Genomic DNA, 18,698 nt, shown 5'->3' on the forward strand with positions numbered 1-18,698 from the left:
GCCCCGTGCGGGCCGGCTCGCGCCTGAAAAACGTGTACTGCGATCAGAAAGGAACCAAGGTCAGATCATGAATTCGACGTCCAAAGTCAACGCCCCAGAAGCTTCGCGCGCCAACGCGACCCCGGCCAGGAACGATGCGTTCGTGCGTATCGAAAACGTCGTCAAGAAGTTCGGCGATAGCACCGCCGTGGACAACGTGAACCTGAACATCGCCAAGAACGAGCTGTTTGCGCTGCTCGGCAGCTCGGGCTGCGGCAAGTCCACCCTGCTGCGCATGCTCGCGGGCCTCGAAACGGCCACCTCGGGCCGCATCTTCGTTGATGGCGAAGACCTCGCGTCGCTGCCGCCGTACCGCCGCCCCGTCAACATGATGTTCCAGTCGTATGCGCTCTTCCCGCACATGAGCGTGGAGTCGAACGTCGCGTTCGGTCTCAAGCAGGAAGGCGTGCCGAAGAACGAAATTCGCGAGCGCGTGGCCGACGCGCTCAACCTCGTGCAAATGGGCCGTTACGCGCAGCGCAAACCCCATCAGCTTTCGGGCGGCCAGCAGCAGCGCGTGGCGCTTGCGCGCTCGCTCGTGAAGCGCCCCAAGCTCCTGCTGCTCGACGAACCGATGTCGGCGCTCGACAAGAAGATCCGCCAGAAGACCCAGCTCGAACTCGTGAACATCATCGAGAAAGTCGATGTCACCTGTGTGATGGTCACACACGACCAGGAAGAGGCGATGACCATGGCCAACCGCCTCGCCGTGATGAGCGAAGGCCGCATCGTGCAGATCGGCTCGCCCGGCGAAGTCTACGAGTTCCCCAACAGCCGCTTCTCGGCCGAGTTCATCGGCTCGACCAACCTGTTCGAGGGCAAGGTCGTCGAGGACGAACCCGATCACATCTTCGTGGAAAGCGAAGACCTCGAAACGCGCATGTACGTGAGCCACGGCGTCAGCGGCCCGCTCGGCATGCCCGTGGGCATTTCGGTGCGGCCGGAGCGGGTGCGCGTGACGCGCGAGAAACCAGGCACGCTGCACAACTGGGCGCGCGGCGTGGTCACGGATGTCGCCTACATGGGCAGCTATTCGCTTTATCACGTGCGCCTGCCGGGCGGCAAGGTGGTCGTCTCGAACCTCTCCAGCTCGCACCTCATGAACGAGGGTGCGCCCGCCTGGAACGACGATGTCTACGTGTCCTGGTCGCCGGCCAGCGGCGTCGTGCTCACGCAGTAAGGAGGCCTCAATCATGAGTACCACTATTCCCACCACGCCTGGATCAGGCCGCGCAGCCGCAGATGCGCGCCGGGGCGCGCTCGCGCGCTTCTTCTCGCGCTTCGTGCCTTCGGGCCGCACCGCCGTGATCGGCGTGCCGTTCATCTGGCTCACGCTGTTCTTCGCGCTGCCGTTCGTGCTCGTGCTGAAGATCAGCTTCGCCGACCAGGTGATGGCCGTACCGCCCTACTCGAATCTGGTCGAGATGAAGGACGGCGTGGTGCACTTCGCGCTGCAACTGGGCCACTACGCGTTCCTGCTGCAGGACAGCCTGTACATCGCCACGTACATCAGCTCGCTGAAGATGGCGGCAGTCTCGACGATCTTCTGCCTCTTGATCGGCTACCCCATTGCGTACTACATCGCGCGCTCGAACCCGGCCACACGCAACCTGCTCATGATGGCCGTGATGCTGCCGTTCTGGACTTCGTTCCTGATCCGCGTCTACGCGTGGATCGGCATTCTCAAGGACGACGGCCTGCTCAACCACGCGCTGATGGCCATCGGCCTGATCCACTCGCCGCTGCGCCTCTATCACAGCGACGCAGGCGTCTACATCGGCATGGTCTATTCGTACCTGCCCTTCATGGTGATGCCGCTCTACGCGCACCTCGTGAAGATGGACCTCACGCTGCTCGAAGCCGCCTACGACCTCGGCGCGAAGCCCTGGGTGGCGTTCACCCGGATCACGCTGCCGCTCTCGAAGAACGGAATCATCGCGGGCAGCCTGCTCGTGTTCATTCCCGCCGTGGGCGAGTACGTGATTCCCGAACTGCTCGGCGGCGCCGACACGCTCATGATCGGCCGCGTGATGTGGGACGAGTTCTTCAACAACATGGACTGGCCGATGGCCTCCGCCGTCACCGTGGCGATGGTGCTGCTGCTGCTCGTGCCGATGGCTCTCTTCCAGCACAACCAGGTCAAGGAACTGGAGGACCGCAAATGATCAAGCCTAATCGCGCACTCTCCGCAGGGGTGCTCACGCTCGGCATGCTGTTCCTGTATATCCCGATCGTCAGCCTCGTGGTGTATTCGTTCAATGAGTCCAAGCTCGTCACTGTATGGTCGGGCTTCTCGCTGAAGTGGTACGCCGCCCTGCTGCAGGACGACGAACTGCTCAGCGCCGCGTGGCTGTCGCTGAAAATCGGTCTGATGACGGCGTTCGCCTCTGTCGCGATCGGCACATGGGCCGGCTACGTGCTCGCCCGCATGGGCCGCTTCAGGGGCTTCGCGTTCTTCGCGGGCATGATCAACGCGCCGCTCGTGATTCCCGAGGTCATTCAAGGCATCTCGCTGCTGCTCCTCTTCGTCGCAATGGAGCAGTTCCTCGGCTGGCCAAAGGGACGTGGCGTACTGACCATGTGGATCGGCCACGTCATGCTGTGCGTGTCGTATGTCGCGATCATCGTGCAGTCGCGTGTGAAGGAGATGAACAAGTCGCTCGAGGAAGCCGCGCTCGATCTCGGCGCCACGCCGCTCAAGGTGTTCTTCGTCATCACGCTGCCGCTCATCTCGCAGGCCCTGCTCTCGGGCTGGCTCCTCTCGTTCACGCTTTCGATCGACGACCTCGTGCTGTCCGCGTTCCTCTCCGGTCCGGGCTCGACCACGCTGCCGCTCGTCGTGTTCTCGCGCGTACGCCTCGGCCTGAACCCGGAGATGAACGCGCTCGCCACGCTCTTCATCAGCGCGGTGACGATCGGCGTGATCGCCGTGAACCAGCTGATGAGCGCACGCGAGAAGAAGCGCATGCGCGACATGCAGCTCGCCTTCGTCCAGCCCGATGCCGCTGAAGCCATCACGCCAGCCGCCGCCCCTGCCGGCGCGGTGGGTGCGCCGATCGGACGGCGCGCGGCGTGATGCGCAATCCATAAGAAGCCATATGCGACCCATGCGGGTGGCGGCGCGCGCCGCCCGCCGCGCCCCAGCCACACGCCGAAGTATCTGTAATAACGACCAACAAGGAGAATTCCAATGAAGAAGAAGTTAATCTGTCTGCTGGTGGCCGGGGCGTTGCCAGGGCTCGCTTTTGCCGACTCGACCAGCGAACAGATCAAGGCCCTGCAGGAGCAGCTCAACGCCCTGCAAAAAGAGGTCAAGTCCCTGAAGACCGAGCTGGCACAGTCGAAGAGCACCGGCAAGGTGGTAGCCGCAGCACCCGTGACACCCGTAGCCGCAGCAGCGCCGGTCGACATCAGTTCGCCCGATTACGGCAAGGCGCAGGCGAACCTGACCAACGACCAGGTCGATGCGATGAAGCAGCAGATCGCGAACCAGCAGCTCAAGGTCGATTCGCTCACCGACGCCGCCAACACCGGTCCGCTCGCGGGCCTTTCGATCACCGGCTACATCGACCCGACGTACATCTACAACCGTGCACCGGGCACCTCGTCGTTCCTGTTCGCGAACCACACGGGTTCGTATAACTACTTCAACAGCACGTTCGGCGATGTCTATCTCGACATCAAGAAGACCTTCGGCGTGGGCCCGATGGCGCCTTCGGCCGAAATCACGCTCATGCCGAACCGCGGCAATGGCATCACGCTGCTGCAGAACGAGCACGGCGAGATCGGCAACAACATCCTGAACACCGCAGTCGTTACCGTGCCGGTGACTTCCACGGGCACGTTCGTCGCCGGCCTCATGCCGAGTTTTGGCGGCTACGAGGTGCAGCAGTCCAACCAGATGCTCACGCTCACGCATAACCTGCTCTACGACTTCTCAGATCCGGGCAGCTACGTGGGTATCGGCTGGAACTACACACCGGGCGGCAGCCAGTGGGCGTTCAAGTTCATGATCGGCAACGAGCAGTACCGCACCAACGGCGCGGTCGTGCAGACGGGCCAGAATGCGCTGGGAGACCCGATCACGACGAGCAACAGGATCCCGACGTTTACGGCACGTGCCGACTATACGTGGTCCAGCGCACTCGATATTGGCGGCTCGTTCAACATCGGCCGCCAGACGCTGCCGAGCGCGTTCGATTCGACGACGGGTCAGGCCGTGTACGGCGTGGGTGGCCAGGCATCGAGCTCGGGCGGCTACTTCTTCTTCGGCGAAGTGGACGCAAGCTACACGCTCGCGGACATCCAGTACAACGCCGAAGTCGATTACGGCCAGCAGCAGCGCGCGGCATTCAACGGCGGCAATGCGCAGTGGTACGGCTTCTCACTGCTCGCGCACCGCAAGTTCTTCGCGCCGGTGGTGGGCCGCATGGGCGTGACCGCACGCTACGACCTGCTCGCGAACGGCAAGAACGGCGGCGGCGGCGGCGGTATCGTGCTCAACTCGAACGGCATGGATACGGCCAACGGCTTCGGCATTGGTGCGGACTGCCTGGCGAACTCGAAGGCCGGCGGCGGCTTCGGCTTCGAGTGCAAGGGCGCAACACGCCAGGACGTCGCGCTCGACCTGCTGTTCTTCCCGACGCAGCAGATCCAGGTGAAGGTGGAATATCGCCACGACTGGGCCACGCAGCGCGTGTTCCTGAACAGCGACGGCTCGTACAGCAAGAGCAACGACCTGTTGGGCGCGCAGTTCATCTACTCGTTCTGATGAAGTCGCGGCGGGCGGCGCAATCGTGCTGTCGCCCGCTGTTTCCTGATTCGCTTTCCTCTATGCTCAAATTCGCCAATCAGCCTCATGCCCCGTCCTGGTACGCGGCCACCGTCAACGACACCACCGCGCACCCGGTGCTCGAAGGGGCGCTCGATGCCGATGTCTGCGTGGTCGGCGCGGGCCTCACGGGCGTTTCCGCCGCGCTGAATCTCGTCGAACGCGGCCACCGCGTCGCGCTCGTGGAAGCCTCGCGCGTGGGGTGGGCCGCAAGCGGGCGAAACGGCGGACAGTTGATCGGCGGTTTTGCCTGCGATATCGACACGTTCGCGCAGTTCATGCCCGAAGCCGAGGTCCAGCAGATCTGGGACATGGGTCTGGAAACGCTCGACATCGTGAAGCGGCGCGTCAGGCAGCACAACATCGACTGCGCGCTCACGGCAGGTTATTTCACCGCCGCGAACAAGGCACGCGACGTCGATGCGCTCAAGCGCTGGCGCGACGAGGCGGCGCAGCGCTTCGGCTACGACCGGTTCCAGTACGTGGACGGCGACGGGGTGAGCCGCTACGTGGCGTCGTCGCGCTATCCGGGCGGCCTCTACGATCCCGATAGCGGGCATCTGCATCCGCTCAACTACATACTCGGGCTCGCGCGCGCGGCCGTCGTTGCAGGCGTGCACGTGTACGAAAACAGTCCCGTCACGCGACTGCGCGAAGAGAACGGCGCGCACGTGGTCGAGACCGCGCGCGGCAACGTGCGTGCGAAATTCGTCGTGCTCGCCTGCAATACGTATCTGCGCGATCTCGCACCGGCGCTCGCGCGCAAGATCATGCCCGTAGGCACCTACGTGATCGCCACCGAAAAGCTCGGCGCCGAACGCATGAACGCGCTGATGCCCGCTCAGGCTGCCGTATGCGACAGTCGCTTCGTGCTCGATTACTTCCGTCCCGCCGCGGACACGCGCCTTCTCTGGGGCGGCAAGGTGAGCTATTCCACCTTCGCGCCGCCCAATCTGGGCGAAGCCATGCGCCGCGACATGCTGAAGACGTTTCCGCAACTCGCCGACGTAAAGGTGGACTACGCGTGGGGCGGCTACGTTGACATCACGATGAACCGCGCGCCGCACTTCGGCCGCCTCTCGCCAACGGTGTATTTCGCGCAGGGCTTCTCGGGCCACGGCGTGAACGTCACGGGACTCGCGGGCACGCTGATCGCCGAGGCGATCCACGGCCAGGCCGCGCGCTTCGACCTGTTCGGCAAGATCCGTCACCGCGATTTCCCCGGCGGCGCTACACTGCGAACCCCTGCCCTCGTGCTCGCGATGGCGTGGTATCGAATGAAGGACCTGCTTTGATGACACTCGACCTCGACGCCCAGGCGGACGCCCTCGCCCGCCACTCGTACTACGAAGCCACCGCGACGCGCCCCGCCGACGACCCCGTGCTCGAAGGCACGCTCGACGCCGACGTGTGCGTGATCGGCGCGGGCTTCGCCGGGCTCTCGGTCGCGCTCGAGTGCCGCGCACGCGGCCTTTCGGTCGTGGTGCTCGACGCCCATCGTCCCGGCTGGGGCGCCTCGGGCCGTAATGGCGGCCAGACGCTCGTGGGCTTCGCGAAAGACGAAGTGCTCGAAAAGCAACTCGGCGCGCAGGGCATACGCGCGGCGTGGGCGCTCTCCATCGAAGGCGTGAACCTCGTGCGCGAGCGCATTGCGCGCTATGGCATCGATTGCGACTTCACGCCGGGCTATCTGACCGTCGCGACGAAAACGAAGCGCGTGCCCGATCTACGCGCATGGATGGACGCGGCACGCACGCGCTGGGGCTACGATCGCCTCGAATGGCTCGACACCGACGCCACGCGCGCACGGGTGGCGTCGCAGCGTTATATCGCGGGCGTCTACGATCCGGTCTCAGGACATCTGCATCCGCTCAAGTACTGTCTTGGCCTCGCCGCCGCCGCGCGCCGCGAAGGCGCGCAACTCTTCGCGCATACGCGTGCGCTCGAAGTCGTACGCGGTGCCCGGCCCGTGGTCAGAACGGCGCACGGCGAAATACGCTGCCGCTTCGTGGTGTCGTGCTGCAACGCCGCGCCGGGCGGCGTGCTGCCCGGCAGCGTGGCCGCGCGCATCGCGCCCATCGCCTCGTACATCATCGCGACCGAGCCGCTAGGCCGCGAACTGGCCGACTCGTTGATCGCGCAACGTTCCGCCGTGTGCGACAACAACTTCTTTCTCGACTACTTCCGCGTCTCGGCCGACCACCGCATGCTGTTCGGCGGCCGCGCCGATTCGACCAGCGCCGCGCCCGAACGCCTGACAGCGGCCATGCAGACGCGCATGAGCGATACCTTCCCGCAGCTCGCGGGCGCGCGCGTGGAATACGCGTGGGGCGGCTTCGTCGATGTCACGCGCAACCGCGCGCCCGACTTCGGCGCGATCGACCCGAATTATTACTATGTGCAAGGCTTTTCGGGGCACGGTGTGGCGCTCACGGGCATGGCAGGGCGTCTCGTTGCGCAGGCCATCGTCGGCGAGCGCGCTTCGTTCGATCTGTTCGCGCAGCTGCGGCACGCGCGCTTCCCCGGCGGCCCCGCGTGGCGGCGGCCCGCGCTCGAAATCGGCATGCTCTACCACCGCGTGATGGAAATGTTCTAACGCGGCACGCCCTGCACGTTCTGCCGGCCTGTTATACCCTTGCGAAAGTCCGCCGCCCTCGCGCGGCGCACGCACTTCCTCTGCTTGAATCGCCTTTTCGCCAGGAGCAACAGCAATGGATTACGTCAGGTTCGGCTCGACAGGGCTGCAGGTTTCGCGTCTTTGTCTCGGTTGCATGACCTACGGCGTGGCCGAGCGCGGCACGCACCCGTGGACGCTCGGCGAGGACGCCAGCCGGCCGCTCATCCGCCAGGCGCTCGACGCCGGCATCAACTTCTTCGACACCGCGAACACCTACTCGGACGGCACCTCGGAAGAAATCGTCGGGCGCGCGCTGCGCGACTTCGTCAAGCGCGACGACATCGTGCTCGCCACGAAGGTCTACAACCGCATGCGGCCCGGCCCGAACGGCCAGGGTCTGTCGCGCAAGGCCATCCTCACGGAAATCGACCATAGCCTCAAGCGCCTCGGCACCGATTACGTCGATCTCTACCAGATCCATCGCTGGGACTACAACACGCCCATCGAAGAAACGCTCGAAGCGCTGCACGATGTCGTGAAGGCCGGCAAGGCGCGCTATATCGGCGCTTCGTCCATGCACGCGTGGCAGTTCAGCAAGGCGCTCTACACCTCGCGCCTGAACGGCTGGACCGAGTTCATCAGCATGCAGGACCACGTGAATCTGCTCTACCGCGAGGAAGAGCGCGAAATGCTGCCGCTGTGCGCCGATCAGGGCATTGCCGTGATGCCGTGGAGCCCGCTCGCACGCGGCCGCCTCACGCGCGACTGGAACGAATCGAGCGAGCGCGAGGCCACCGACAAGTTCGGCAAGACGCTCTACGGCGCCGATGCAGATAAAGCCATCATCGATGCGGTTGCCACCATCGCGCGGGCGCACGACGTCCCGCGTGCGCAGGTCGCGCTCGCGTGGTTGCTGCATAAGCCCGCCATCACGTCGCCGATCATCGGCGCGTCGAAACCGCAGCATCTCGAAGACGCCGTCGCGGCGCTCTCGCTCAAGCTCTCCGACGAAGAGATCAAGACACTCGAAGCGCCCTATCTGCCGCATGTGATTGCGGGCCATCAGTAAGCGGTGAAGCCGCCGGCAGCCGTTCGCGCACGATGCGCGCGAGCGTCTGCATGAGCGTGTCGGCAACCTGCGGCGGCGTTTCCGCATAGCCGAGCAGGAAGCCGTTGTAGCGCGTGGCGTCCGGTGCATCGACGCAATACGCGCTCAATGGCGACAGATGCAAGCCGTGTGCACGCGCGGCTTCGCTCACCTCGGCATCGGAGAGCGGCGCGTCGAGGCGTACGCTCAAGTGCATGCCGCCCGCGTCCGCCGACACCGTCATCACGCCGGCGAGATGTTTGTCAATGGCGGCGACCAGGCCGTCGCGGCGCTCTTCGTAGAGCTTGCGCATGCGCCGCAAATGGCGCGCGTAACGCCCGCTTTCGATGAATTCCGCCAGCGCCAGTTGTTCCGCCACGCGCCCCTGGCGCACGAGCGTGTGATGCGCCTGCGCGAACGGCGCCGCCACACGCTTCGGCACGATCATGAAGCCGATGCGCAGCGCCGGAAACAGCGTCTTGCTGAAGGTGCCGAGATAGATCACGGGCGCGTCGTCGGCGAGGCCCTGGATCGACGGCAGCGGCGGCCCGTCGTGGCGCAGCTCGCTGTCGTAGTCGTCCTCGACGATCCACGCGCCGCACGCGCGCGCCTGCTCGATCAGCGCGAGACGCCGCTCGAGGCTCAGCACGCAGCCCAGCGGATACTGGTGCGACGGCGTGAGATAAACGAGTCGCGGCGGCCGCTCGCGCCAGTCCTCGGGGCGCGCCGCCATGCCCGCCGCATCCACGCTCATCGGCACGAGTTGCAGCCCCGCGGCCGTGAACGCCACACGCGCGCCGAGGTAGCCCGGATTTTCGATCCACGCGCGCTCGCCCTCGTCCGCGAAGAGACGCGCGCACAGGTCGAGGCTCGACTGCGTGCCGTCCGTGACGAACACCTGGTCGGGCTGGCAGCGCACGCCGCGCGACACGCGCACGTATTGCGCAATGGCCTCGCGCAGCGCGGGCATGCCTGCGCTGTCGCCATAGCCGAGATCGTGGGCGCGCAACTCGCGCAGCGCGCGTTCGACCGCCGTGCGCCATTGCGCGTAGGGAAACGCGTCGAGCGCGGGCACGCCCGGGCGCAGCGCCTTCGCACCGTGGCGGCCCGAGCGGCGCGGCGGCAGTTCGCGCACGCGGCGCGCAAGCGCAGGCACGGGCTCTTCGCGCTGCGCGGTCTGGGCCGGCGTTGCCGCAGCACCGGCGCTGACGGCGTTGACGATCGAACCGTGGCGCGTCGCGCTGACGAAGCCCTCTTCCACGAGCCGCTCATAGGCATAGAGCACCGAATTGCGCGCGATGCCGAGTTGCTCCGCAAGCGCGCGGCTCGACGCGAGGCGCGTGCCGCGGCCAATGTCGCCGTCGAGAATCGCGCGGCGCAGGCTCTCGTAAAGCAGGTCCTGCTGCGTGAGCTTGCGCACGGCGCGCTTCGCATAGGCCGTCATCATCAACGCGTAGTCCAAACCCGTGGCTCCATTGTTTTTGGTTTCGGTGGGACTAACAATGGTGCCACAAGTCGCTTACGCTTGGGAGTTTGGGAAGCCCTGCCAACAAGGAGAAGATATGATCGACACGACGCTTCAAGTCCGCGCCGTCGCACCCGACGATTTCGCCGCATGGCTGCCGCTCTGGGACGGCTACAACCGCTTTTACGGCCGCTTCGACGCCACCGCATTGCCGGAACACATCACGCGCACGACCTGGTCGCGCTTCTTCGACGGCTACGAGCCCATGCACGCGTTCATCGCCGTGCGCGGCGAACGCGTGCTCGGCCTCGTGCACTTCATCTATCACCGCAACACGATTCTGGAAGGGCCGATCTGCTATCTGCAGGATCTCTTCACCGTGGAAGAGGCGCGCGGCCAGGGCGTGGGCCGCGCGCTGATCGAGGCCGTGTATGCGCACGCGAAGGTGTCGAATTCGTCGCGCGTGTACTGGCACACGCACGAGACGAATCACACGGCCATGCGGCTCTACGACGACGTGGCCGTGAAGCCCGGCTTCGTCATGTACCGCAAGGACGTTTGATGAGGCAGGTGAAGCGCCTCAGGCGAGATCCTTGAGCAACGAGGCGCGCACCTCGCCGTCGATGGTCTGCGTCGGCACGCGGTAATTCGGATGATCGCAGCCTATCGTGAGCGCGGCGCCTTCGCGCAGGCGCGTCTTCATCTGTGGCGTGAGTTCGAAGCGGACGAAATGCACCGCCGAGGTCTTTTCGTCGTTCTCGCGTTCGAGGTCCTCGTCGGCGATCGCGTAGACGGGCGCCTCGCCATCCACCTGGACGAACACCTTGTCCTCGATGCCGATCAGCCGCGCCAGCGCCGCGCGCCGCTCGACTTCACTCTCGTATTCGAGCTGCATGGTCGCCTTCAGGTTGCCGCCGTCGGGCACGAGCGGCAGATAGGCCGCGAGTTCGCCCTGAATGCCGTCTTCGTCGAAGATCTTTTCGATGTGCAGCATCTCCTGGATCTGGTAGCGGATCGTGGTCTCGTCCTCGAACAGGAACGTCAGGTGATTGCCGAGCGGCACCACGCGCTGCTTCTTGTGCTCGATGATGCGTTTGCGCATGTCGCCCCGCACCCTGGCGTAGGCTTCCAGCGTCAACAGCGAATTTCTCGCGATCGTCATGAGTCGTGCCTCGTGAATGTTGCGGGTTGGCGTCGGGGCCTAGATGCCATAGGCGCGGCGCAGCAAGGTAATGGGGTGAGCGAGCGGCGGCTCGCCAAACTGGTTCTCTTCGATGCCCTGCGCAATGTGATGCCCCGCGAGCTGGCAATCAGAGGAGATGAAGTTTGGCTCGGCCTGCCCCATCTGCTTGAACACGGGCGTGCCGATCTTCATCGACATGGCGTGGAATTCCTTCTTCACGCCGAACGTGCCCGCGTGGCCCGAACAGCGCTCGACCACGGTCACTTTCGTTTCGGGCACGAGCGAAAGCAGGTCGAAGGTCTTGCGGCCGATGTTCTGCACGCGCGCATGGCACGGCACGTGATACGACACGTTGCCAAGCGGCGCACGGAAATCGGTCTTGAGCAGGCCGTCGCGATGACGCGCCACGAGGTACTCGAACGGGTCCCAGAACGCGTCGCTCACGGCTTTCGTGTTGGCGTCGTCGGGGAACATCAGCGGCAGTTCGTGCTTGTACATGAGCACGCAGCTCGGCACCGCGCCGATCAGCGCATAGCCTTCTCGCGCGTAACGCGCGAGCATCGGCATGTTCTGCGACTGCTTGTGCGCCACGCCCTCCAGATTGCCCTGCTCCAGCAGCGGCATGCCGCAGCACCACTCGCTCTTCACCAGCTCGTAGGGAATCTCGTTGTGGTCGAGCACCGCGAGCAGATCGTGGCCGATGCCGGGCTCGTTGAAGTTCACGTAACAGGTCGCGTAAATGGCGACCTTGCCCGGCGTGCGTTCGCCGTCGCGCACCTCGCTCGACGCCGCGCGCTTCGCAACGTTACGAAACTTGTGCGTGGCGAAGTCGGGCAGCCACGCCTTGCGATCGACGCCCAGCATGTCTTCCATCGCGCCGCGCATCGCCTTGGTGTGATTGATGGCGTTGACCGTTTGCGTGACGACGGGAATACCGGCGATCTGGCCGAGCGCGTCGGTATTCGAGAGCACGCGGTCGCGCAGCTTCACTTCGCCCTTGCGATAGTGAACGGCCTTGGCGCGCAGCATCAGATGCGGAAAATCCACGTTCCACGGATGCGGCGGCACGTAGGGGCACTTCGTCATGTAGCAGAGATCGCACAGATAGCACTGGTCGACGACCTTGTCGAACGACGCCTTGTCGACGTCGTGCGCTTCGCCGGTATCGGTTTCATCGACGAGATCGAACAGCGTGGGAAACGCACCGCAGAGCGACACGCAGCGCCGGCAGCCCGCACAGATATCGAACACGCGCGCGAGTTCCGTGTCGAGCTGGGCCTGGTCGTAAAAAGCGTCGGAGCGCCAGTCGAGCGGATGGCGGGTCGGCGCTTCGAGACTGCCTTCCTTGTGGGGCATGACGTCTCCTTCTTTTATTTATCAGCCAAATACGCGGCTAAACGAGCGCGCGCGTACGCGCGCCGGTGCTTGCCCGGCACGCGAAACCAAAAGCGCGCGCGTCATGGGTGCGTGCCTTCAGGCACGCGGCGATGCCCGCCCCGCCTCAGTCCGCCAGCACGTCCAGCGCCTTCGTATAGCGGTTGGCGTGGCTGCGCTCCGCCTTCGCGAGCGTCTCGAACCAGTTCGCGATTTCGTCGAAGCCTTCGTCGCGCGCGACCTTGGCCATGCCGGGGTACATGTCGGTGTATTCGTGCGTTTCGCCCGCAATGGCCGCCTGCAGATTCAGACGCGAGGTGCCGAACGGCAGCCCGGTTGCCGGGTCGCCTACCGCTTCCAGATATTCGAGGTGGCCGTGCGCGTGGCCGGTTTCGCCTTCGGCGGTCGAGCGAAACAGCGCCGCGACATCGTTTTGTCCTTCTACGTCGGCCTTGGCTGCGAAATACAGATAACGGCGGTTGGCCTGTGATTCGCCGGCAAATGCATCCTTGAGGTTCTGTTCCGTCTTCGAGCCCTTTAGCTGTGCCATCTGTGCCTCCATCGTTCGACCTGAAATGTGGGGACGCGACGCAATTCGCCTCGTGCAATGCAGCATGCGTGGGCGACTTCGCCGCACTATCAATCTAGGTTGTGGCGTTTGCGTTCCCAATTGTGAATTTCAATCCCGGCGATAGCGTAGCCGGGTTTACGCGGGCAGAAATGCGCATAAACGGGGTAGGTCCAGGCACGCGCCATGCGCGCGGCGATCTGTCCTGCACTCTTCACTTTGCGCGCGCGCGGAGTCGTCCTAGACTTTGAAATTGCCGACGCGCCCGATCAATTTTGCGGAGATGCCATGCGACTTACGATCCTGATCAACGGTTCCGATCCAACCGTCAATCACGACTATGCAGTGCTCTGGCTCGACACCGACCAGCAACGCTGGTCCCGCGAGTCTCACGAAGGGATCGACCTGCCAGAATGGGGTGAATTGCGCGACGTGAATGGTGTCACGTCGCTGTGCGCACCGCTCGAAAACGAGCCGCTGTGCACGCTGCGCGGCCTGCATGTGAACCGCCGCCAGGAAATCAGTTCAGCACACGGCGACGCGACATGGTCGTGCGAAACCTCGCACTCGCCGATGGAAGGCCAATGGCGCCTTCAGGCGGTGGACCGCCAGATGGTCCGCGCCGAGCATTCGCTTTTTGCAGGCTGAGTCGTTGTCGATGATTTGACCGATTGAATGCAGGCGGCATCATTTGCCGCCTCGCTCCTCGCGCAGCAACGCAACGCTGCCGCGCTCATTGCATGTGTTTGTGCGTCACCTCTCGCTTGCGCCCGCCCTTGAGCGGGCGCGCGTTTTTTTGCGCCTGCATTTTGTCTCCCGCCTCCACGCGCGCCATGCGCCCGCTATACTTTCAGCCCGCTTGATCCCACCCCAGTCCAGCCTGTCCTTTCGATGAAGAAGCTGTTTGCCTCGCTTGTTGCCTCCCTGCTGCTCGCCGCCGCGAGTCATGCAATCGCCGCACCGGCCTGTTCGCAATTCGTGCCCGACGGCCAGTTCCCGACGCTCACGAATCAGCGCATGGCGCCGAAAACGCGCATGCTCTGCTATTCGGATTTTGTCGTGCTGCATTCGGGCGTCACGCACGGGCCGCTGTGGTCGGCCGAGCATCTCACGCGCGACCACCTCGAAGCCGCGAAGGACATGACGCGCACGAACCGCTTCTTCGAAGACGACCGCCTGCCCGAAGGCGAAGGCGCGACGCTCGCCGACTACAAGCGCAGCGGCTTCGACCGCGGCCACATGAGCCCGGCGGGCAACCGCTGGAATGCACAGGCCATGGCGGAATCGTTTTCACTCGCCAACATCGTTCCGCAGAATCGCGACAACAACCAGCGCCTTTGGGCCCATATCGAAAGCGCCGTGCGCAAGCTCGCGTCGAAGTATGGCGAAGCCTATGTCGTGACCGGCCCGCTGTTCACGGGCGCCCAACTCCAGACGATCGGCGCGACGCGCGTGCTCGTGCCGACGCAGATCTTCAAGGTCGTGTACGTGCCCTCGCAGCAGCTCGCGTTCGCGATCGTCGCGGACAATACGGCTGTCGACCGTTACGACGTGCGCTCGGTGCGCGATATCGAAGCGCAGAGCGGCATTTCATTCCCCGGAATTCCAGCGAATGTCGCGGCGAAGGAAAAAGTTTCGTTCAATGGCCACGGCTTTGCCGTGAGCAAATGGGGCTGGTAGGCGCGCCCCCCATTACGCATAAGGAGGATCACAAAGTGTTCGACGCATATGCAAACGACAACGACGTGCTCAACGTGCAAGGCGACGCGCTCACGCTCACGAACGGCACGACGCGCGTGACGCTCGCCGGCACGCTGGAACTCACGCGCGACAAGCGCGGGCTCGCCGCCGCGCTGGCGCTGAAGGCGGCGCTCGACGACGTCGTGAAGACACTGGAGGCCGACCCGCACCTGCCCGCGAAGGTCGCCGACGAGCCGGACCAGAAGCCCGGCGTCGTCGACAATCCGTTCAACTGATCGGGCGCGCGCGAAAGGTACGCGTTAGAACGGCTTGCCTTCGCTCTCGCTCCAGGCGCGCGCCATGAGCGTGTTCGAGGGCAGCGTTTCGTCGAGCAGCTTCTTCGCGCTCTGCGCGCCCCCGATCGGCAGGCCGGTGGGATCGATCGCGCCGATCTGCGCGAGCACCGAAGCCTGATCCCAGTAGATGTGCTCGTTATAGAGCTTGTTGCCGCGAAAGCAGATCACGGCGAGCATCGGCACTTCGAAGTATTTCCCCGTGGGCGCGAGGCCCGGCAGCAGCCAGTCGATCTCGCGGTCGTGCGTGCAGCAGAAGATGAACTCGTCCACCACGCGGTCCGAGCCGATCGTGCGCGAAATCGGGATCAGACGTGTGTCCTCCGGGTTCGAATGCACGAAGTGGTGCGTGTAGAAGCGCTTGAGCTCGTCGTGGCCCACGCCGCCCGTCATCGTCGGAATGTGGTTGACATAGGGCTGCGCGACCATGGTCGGCATCACGTCGCTCGGGTTGCGCGCCACGAACTCGTGATAGCAGTGCTCTTCCCACAGGGCGTTGAAGTCGTAGATCGGGCCAAGCACCCGGCGCAGCATGGCGAGCGTGCGCGAGTAGGCCATCATCGTGGCCGGCTTGTCGTACGTCGAGCGGGAAGACGAAGCGAACGCGTGATCGCAGCCCGGGTACGTGTACAGCTCGACGCCAGGCTTACCCGCCAGCGCCTGCGCGATGCGCTCGCGTGTTGCGGCGTCGCAGTGGGCGTCGTCGGCGCCGAAGTGCAGCATCAGGGGGCACGTGATGCGCGCGGCTTCGTCCAGATCGTTTTCGAGGCCCACGGCGTAATAGCCGATCGCGCAATCGACATCGGTGCGCGTCGCGCTCAGGTACGCGAGCTTGCCGCCCAGGCAGAAACCCACCACGCCGACCTTGCCGCGATGTTGCGGATGCGCGCGCAGCGCGCCGAGCGTTTGCGCCACGTCCTGCATCGCGAGATCGACGTCGAAGCGCTCGTAGAGCGAGAACGCCTTCTGCGCGTCGGCGCCTTCGTAGCCAAGATCGACGTTCGGCTCCAGACGCCAGAACAGGTCCGGCACCATCACGACGTAGCCTTCCTCGGCATAGCGGTCGGCGAGCGCGCGCATGTAGCCGTTCACGCCGAAGATCTCCTGCAGCAGCACGAGGCCGGGGCCGCTGCCCTCGGGTGGCAGCGCCGTGTAGGCGCGGAATTCACCGCCGTCGTGCGACTTCACCTGAGTCCATTGTCCGTTCATCGGGGCTGTCTCCTCTCTTCGGTCTGGTTAGCTGCCGTAGATTAGCGTCGATCTCGCGCCGCTGCAGCGCGTCGCACCATTCAAGCCGCGCCGAAGCCGCCCGCCGCCGCGAGCGGCGGCAGCGCCGACTCGCCGCGTATCCATGCGTACTGCGCCAGCTCGACCATTTCCTTGTCGCCGCGGCTGTCGCCATACGCGTAGAGCGTGGCGGGCGCGTTCGCCCCCCACCACGCGCGCAGCCGCGCGACCTTCTCCGGCCCCCAGCAGTTGTTGCCCGCCAGATGGCCCGTGTATATGCCATCGCGCCATTCGAGCTCGCTCGAAAGCACGGTGCCGATGCCGACCGTCTTCGCCCACATGCGCAGATAGATCGACGGCGACGCGCTCACGAGCACGACCTCATGTCCGAGCGCCTGGTGTTCGGCCACGCGCGCGAGCATCTCGGGGCGCAGCAGCGCGCGGAGACGGCGCTCGACAAAGCGCTGCGCGGCAGCTTCGAGCACCTCGCGCCGCACGGCTCCCATCGCGGCGTACAGGAAGCGCGCCTTAGTGGGCCCGCGCGGCGACCAGCCGAGCGGAACGCCGATGAGCGACGGCAAACAGCGCAGCGCGGCGGCGGCGAAGCGGACGGGCCCGGCGGCGTCGAGCATGAACGCGCGAAAGCTGTCGGACGTGGTGATGGTGCCATCAAAGTCGAATGCGGCGACGACGCGGTCGTTCATGAAGCGGTATGGGCCTGGCGTGGATGGGAAAGGCGACGCGGCTGGGCGCGCCGAACGGGCGTCATTGTCGGCGCAAACGCGATCCTGCTGCAACGCGGCCCAGGCGCGCTCTTTGATGTTGACGTAATGCATCAACATGTATCGATATGGACGTGCATGGATGCCGAAGCATCAGCGTCATTGCGCGTTCGACGCCAGACCCGCGGCATCGACGATTTCGATTTCGCCGTAGCGCAACGCGAGCCACCCCTCGCGCTCGAACTGGCGCAGGATCTGGTTCACCGTCTGGCGCGAGAGCGCGAGCATCAGCGCGAGATCCTCCTGCGGCACGTTGATCACGCGGCGCGCGCGCGGCCCGCCTTGCGTGCCGGCCGCCTCGCCGTACTCGTTCGAGAGCAGCAGCAACCGGCGCGCCACGCGCGCGGAAGCGCCCAGCAGCGCGCTTTCCTCGATCGCGTCGAACGCGAGACGCAGTTTTTGCGCGAGCAGCAGGCCAAACGCGTGCCAGTACGCCGGCGTTGCCTCGAGCAGCGCCACGAGCGCCGCGCGCGGCACGTGAAAGAGCGTGGAATCGCGCTCGGCGTAGGCGTCGTGCGTGCGCGCGCCGCCGTCGAAGAGGGCGATCTCGCCGAACCAGTGCGCGGTCCCGACCACGGCGAGCAGCGCCTCGCGGCCCGCTACGCTCGCCGCCCCGACGCGCACCGCGCCTTCCAGCACGCAGTAGAGACCGTCGTCGGCGTCGCCGCGCATGAAGAGGCGTTCGCCCGCCTGCAGCGTGCGCAGGCGCCCCGCCGCGCGCAACGCCTCGCGCAACGGTTCGGGCGCGCCGCGAAACCACGCGCTGCGCTCGAGCGCGGCGACGGACGGCGAACTGGCGGTGATGGACGGGACGGAACGTGAAGGGATCGGGACAGGGTGAGCGGGGCCAGGCGAGTCACAAAGCGGCGCAATTGTCGGCTAGCCGAAGGTTTGCGCTCGTCAGCCCGACGATCATAATGATTTTGGAGACAGAGAGACACCCATGAGAAACCTGACCGAGCAACTCACCCAGTACGCGGCCTATCACCGCGACGCGCGCAACATCGGCACCCATTTCGTCGGCATTCCGCTCATCGTGCTCGCGCTCGCGGTGCTGCTGTCGCGCCCGGCGATCGCGCTCGGGCTGCCGGTTCCGGTCTCGCCCGCGTGGCTCCTGTTCGGCGCCGCGACGCTCTACTACCTCGTGCTGGACGTGCCGCTCGGCCTCATGATGGCGGTCGTTTCCGTCGCGTGCGTGGCCTTCGGCGCCTGGCTCGCGCAGCAAGGCACCGCCGCGTGGCTGGGCGGCGGCGTGGGGCTGTTCGTCGTTGGCTGGATCTTCCAGTTCGTCGGGCATATCGCGTGGGAGCATCGCAAGCCGGCCTTCGTCGACGATCTCATCGGCCTCATGATCGGCCCGCTCTTCGTGCTCGCCGAAGCGCTCTTCAGCCTCGGCTGGCGCCCGGCGCTGCGGGCGGCGATCGAGGCGAAGGTGGGCCCTACGCGCATCAATCCGCCGCGCGCCCAGGAGGCGCGGTAGTAAACGGCCGTC

At 65.3% G+C, this 18,698-nt stretch carries 19 protein-coding genes; 12 read left to right on the top strand and 7 right to left on the bottom strand.

The annotated features are described in order from the left end of the window. The first annotated feature begins 67 nt into the window (after positions 1-67). The 7 genes from AB4Y40_RS16780 (at position 68) to AB4Y40_RS16810 (ending at position 8,556) form a co-directional block, all read left to right on the top strand. Positions 68-1,219, top strand: coding sequence for an ABC transporter ATP-binding protein (locus AB4Y40_RS16780; RefSeq protein WP_368688659.1), 1,152 nt, complete (start codon positions 68-70; stop codon positions 1,217-1,219). A 25-nt stretch (positions 1,220-1,244) separates the two neighbouring features. Then, the gene (locus tag AB4Y40_RS16785; protein WP_368688731.1) at positions 1,245-2,204 is read left to right on the top strand and encodes an ABC transporter permease subunit; all 960 of its coding nucleotides are present in this window, start codon (positions 1,245-1,247) and stop codon (positions 2,202-2,204) included. Continuing rightward, positions 2,201-3,115 (top strand): ABC transporter permease subunit, encoded by a 915-nt coding sequence (locus AB4Y40_RS16790; protein WP_133185711.1) that lies wholly within the window; start codon positions 2,201-2,203, stop codon positions 3,113-3,115. Before AB4Y40_RS16785 ends, AB4Y40_RS16790 begins: the two co-directional genes overlap by 4 nt. Before the next feature lie 114 nt (positions 3,116-3,229). Then, complete coding sequence (locus AB4Y40_RS16795) at positions 3,230-4,810, top strand: DUF3138 family protein (RefSeq protein ID WP_368688660.1); 1,581 nt, start codon at positions 3,230-3,232, stop codon at positions 4,808-4,810. A gap of 62 nt (positions 4,811-4,872) precedes the next feature. Continuing rightward, positions 4,873-6,165: an NAD(P)/FAD-dependent oxidoreductase gene (locus AB4Y40_RS16800; protein ID WP_368688661.1), complete on the top strand. Its 1,293-nt coding sequence runs from the start codon at positions 4,873-4,875 to the stop codon at positions 6,163-6,165. Further along, positions 6,165-7,466 (top strand): NAD(P)/FAD-dependent oxidoreductase, encoded by a 1,302-nt coding sequence (locus AB4Y40_RS16805; protein ID WP_368688662.1) that lies wholly within the window; start codon positions 6,165-6,167, stop codon positions 7,464-7,466. The genes AB4Y40_RS16800 and AB4Y40_RS16805 overlap by 1 nt, the downstream gene beginning before the upstream one ends. Before the next feature lie 115 nt (positions 7,467-7,581). After that, positions 7,582-8,556, top strand: coding sequence for an aldo/keto reductase (locus AB4Y40_RS16810; protein WP_368688663.1), 975 nt, complete (start codon positions 7,582-7,584; stop codon positions 8,554-8,556). Here the strand turns inward: AB4Y40_RS16810 and AB4Y40_RS16815 are convergent. Next, a complete protein-coding gene (locus tag AB4Y40_RS16815; RefSeq protein ID WP_368688664.1) occupies positions 8,504-10,036 on the bottom strand; it encodes a PLP-dependent aminotransferase family protein in 1,533 nt (510 codons plus the stop codon). The genes AB4Y40_RS16810 and AB4Y40_RS16815 overlap by 53 nt on opposite strands. Before the next feature lie 100 nt (positions 10,037-10,136). Here AB4Y40_RS16815 and AB4Y40_RS16820 point away from each other — a divergent pair, with 100 nt between their 5' ends. Continuing rightward, on the top strand, positions 10,137-10,601 hold the full coding sequence (locus tag AB4Y40_RS16820; protein WP_368688665.1) for an N-acetyltransferase family protein: 465 nt from the start codon (positions 10,137-10,139) through the stop codon (positions 10,599-10,601). 18 nt (positions 10,602-10,619) lie between these two features. On the opposite strand, the gene AB4Y40_RS16825 is transcribed toward AB4Y40_RS16820, so the two are convergent. The 3 genes from AB4Y40_RS16825 to AB4Y40_RS16835 all read right to left on the bottom strand — a co-directional run bounded on the left by AB4Y40_RS16825 (position 10,620) and on the right by AB4Y40_RS16835 (position 13,146). Further along, the gene (locus AB4Y40_RS16825; RefSeq protein WP_368688666.1) at positions 10,620-11,201 is read right to left on the bottom strand and encodes a DUF3501 family protein; all 582 of its coding nucleotides are present in this window, start codon (positions 11,199-11,201) and stop codon (positions 10,620-10,622) included. 39 nt (positions 11,202-11,240) lie between these two features. Further along, on the bottom strand, positions 11,241-12,578 hold the full coding sequence (locus AB4Y40_RS16830; RefSeq protein ID WP_368688667.1) for a heterodisulfide reductase-related iron-sulfur binding cluster: 1,338 nt from the start codon (positions 12,576-12,578) through the stop codon (positions 11,241-11,243). Between the two features lie 145 nt (positions 12,579-12,723). Then, positions 12,724-13,146: a rubrerythrin family protein gene (locus tag AB4Y40_RS16835; RefSeq protein WP_069261580.1), complete on the bottom strand. Its 423-nt coding sequence runs from the start codon at positions 13,144-13,146 to the stop codon at positions 12,724-12,726. A 306-nt stretch (positions 13,147-13,452) separates the two neighbouring features. Between AB4Y40_RS16835 and AB4Y40_RS16840 the strand changes: the two genes are divergently transcribed. The 3 genes from AB4Y40_RS16840 (at position 13,453) to AB4Y40_RS16850 (ending at position 15,140) form a co-directional block, all read left to right on the top strand. Then, positions 13,453-13,812 (top strand): DUF3564 domain-containing protein, encoded by a 360-nt coding sequence (locus tag AB4Y40_RS16840; protein WP_042268533.1) that lies wholly within the window; start codon positions 13,453-13,455, stop codon positions 13,810-13,812. A gap of 243 nt (positions 13,813-14,055) precedes the next feature. Beyond that, positions 14,056-14,844, top strand: coding sequence for a DNA/RNA non-specific endonuclease (locus tag AB4Y40_RS16845; protein ID WP_368688668.1), 789 nt, complete (start codon positions 14,056-14,058; stop codon positions 14,842-14,844). A 35-nt stretch (positions 14,845-14,879) separates the two neighbouring features. After that, positions 14,880-15,140, top strand: a complete 261-nt coding sequence (locus AB4Y40_RS16850) for a hypothetical protein (RefSeq protein WP_368688669.1) — start codon at positions 14,880-14,882, stop codon at positions 15,138-15,140. 24 nt (positions 15,141-15,164) lie between these two features. Here AB4Y40_RS16850 and AB4Y40_RS16855 read toward each other — a convergent pair whose 3' ends face one another. The 3 genes from AB4Y40_RS16855 to AB4Y40_RS16865 form a co-directional block, all read right to left on the bottom strand. After that, positions 15,165-16,406 (bottom strand): dienelactone hydrolase family protein, encoded by a 1,242-nt coding sequence (locus tag AB4Y40_RS16855; RefSeq protein WP_368688670.1) that lies wholly within the window; start codon positions 16,404-16,406, stop codon positions 15,165-15,167. Between the two features lie 80 nt (positions 16,407-16,486). Next, positions 16,487-17,128: an HAD family hydrolase gene (locus AB4Y40_RS16860; RefSeq protein ID WP_368688671.1), complete on the bottom strand. Its 642-nt coding sequence runs from the start codon at positions 17,126-17,128 to the stop codon at positions 16,487-16,489. Positions 17,129-17,305: 177 nt separating this feature from the next. Continuing rightward, positions 17,306-18,010, bottom strand: a complete 705-nt coding sequence (locus AB4Y40_RS16865; RefSeq protein ID WP_368688732.1) for a Crp/Fnr family transcriptional regulator — start codon at positions 18,008-18,010, stop codon at positions 17,306-17,308. A 139-nt stretch (positions 18,011-18,149) separates the two neighbouring features. On the opposite strand from AB4Y40_RS16865, the gene AB4Y40_RS16870 reads away from it, so the two are divergent. After that, on the top strand, positions 18,150-18,686 hold the full coding sequence (locus tag AB4Y40_RS16870; protein WP_368688672.1) for a DUF962 domain-containing protein: 537 nt from the start codon (positions 18,150-18,152) through the stop codon (positions 18,684-18,686). Positions 18,687-18,698 lie beyond the last annotated feature (12 nt).

This window comes from Paraburkholderia sp. EG287B, from assembly GCF_040965595.1.
GTDB lineage: Bacteria > Pseudomonadota > Gammaproteobacteria > Burkholderiales > Burkholderiaceae > Paraburkholderia.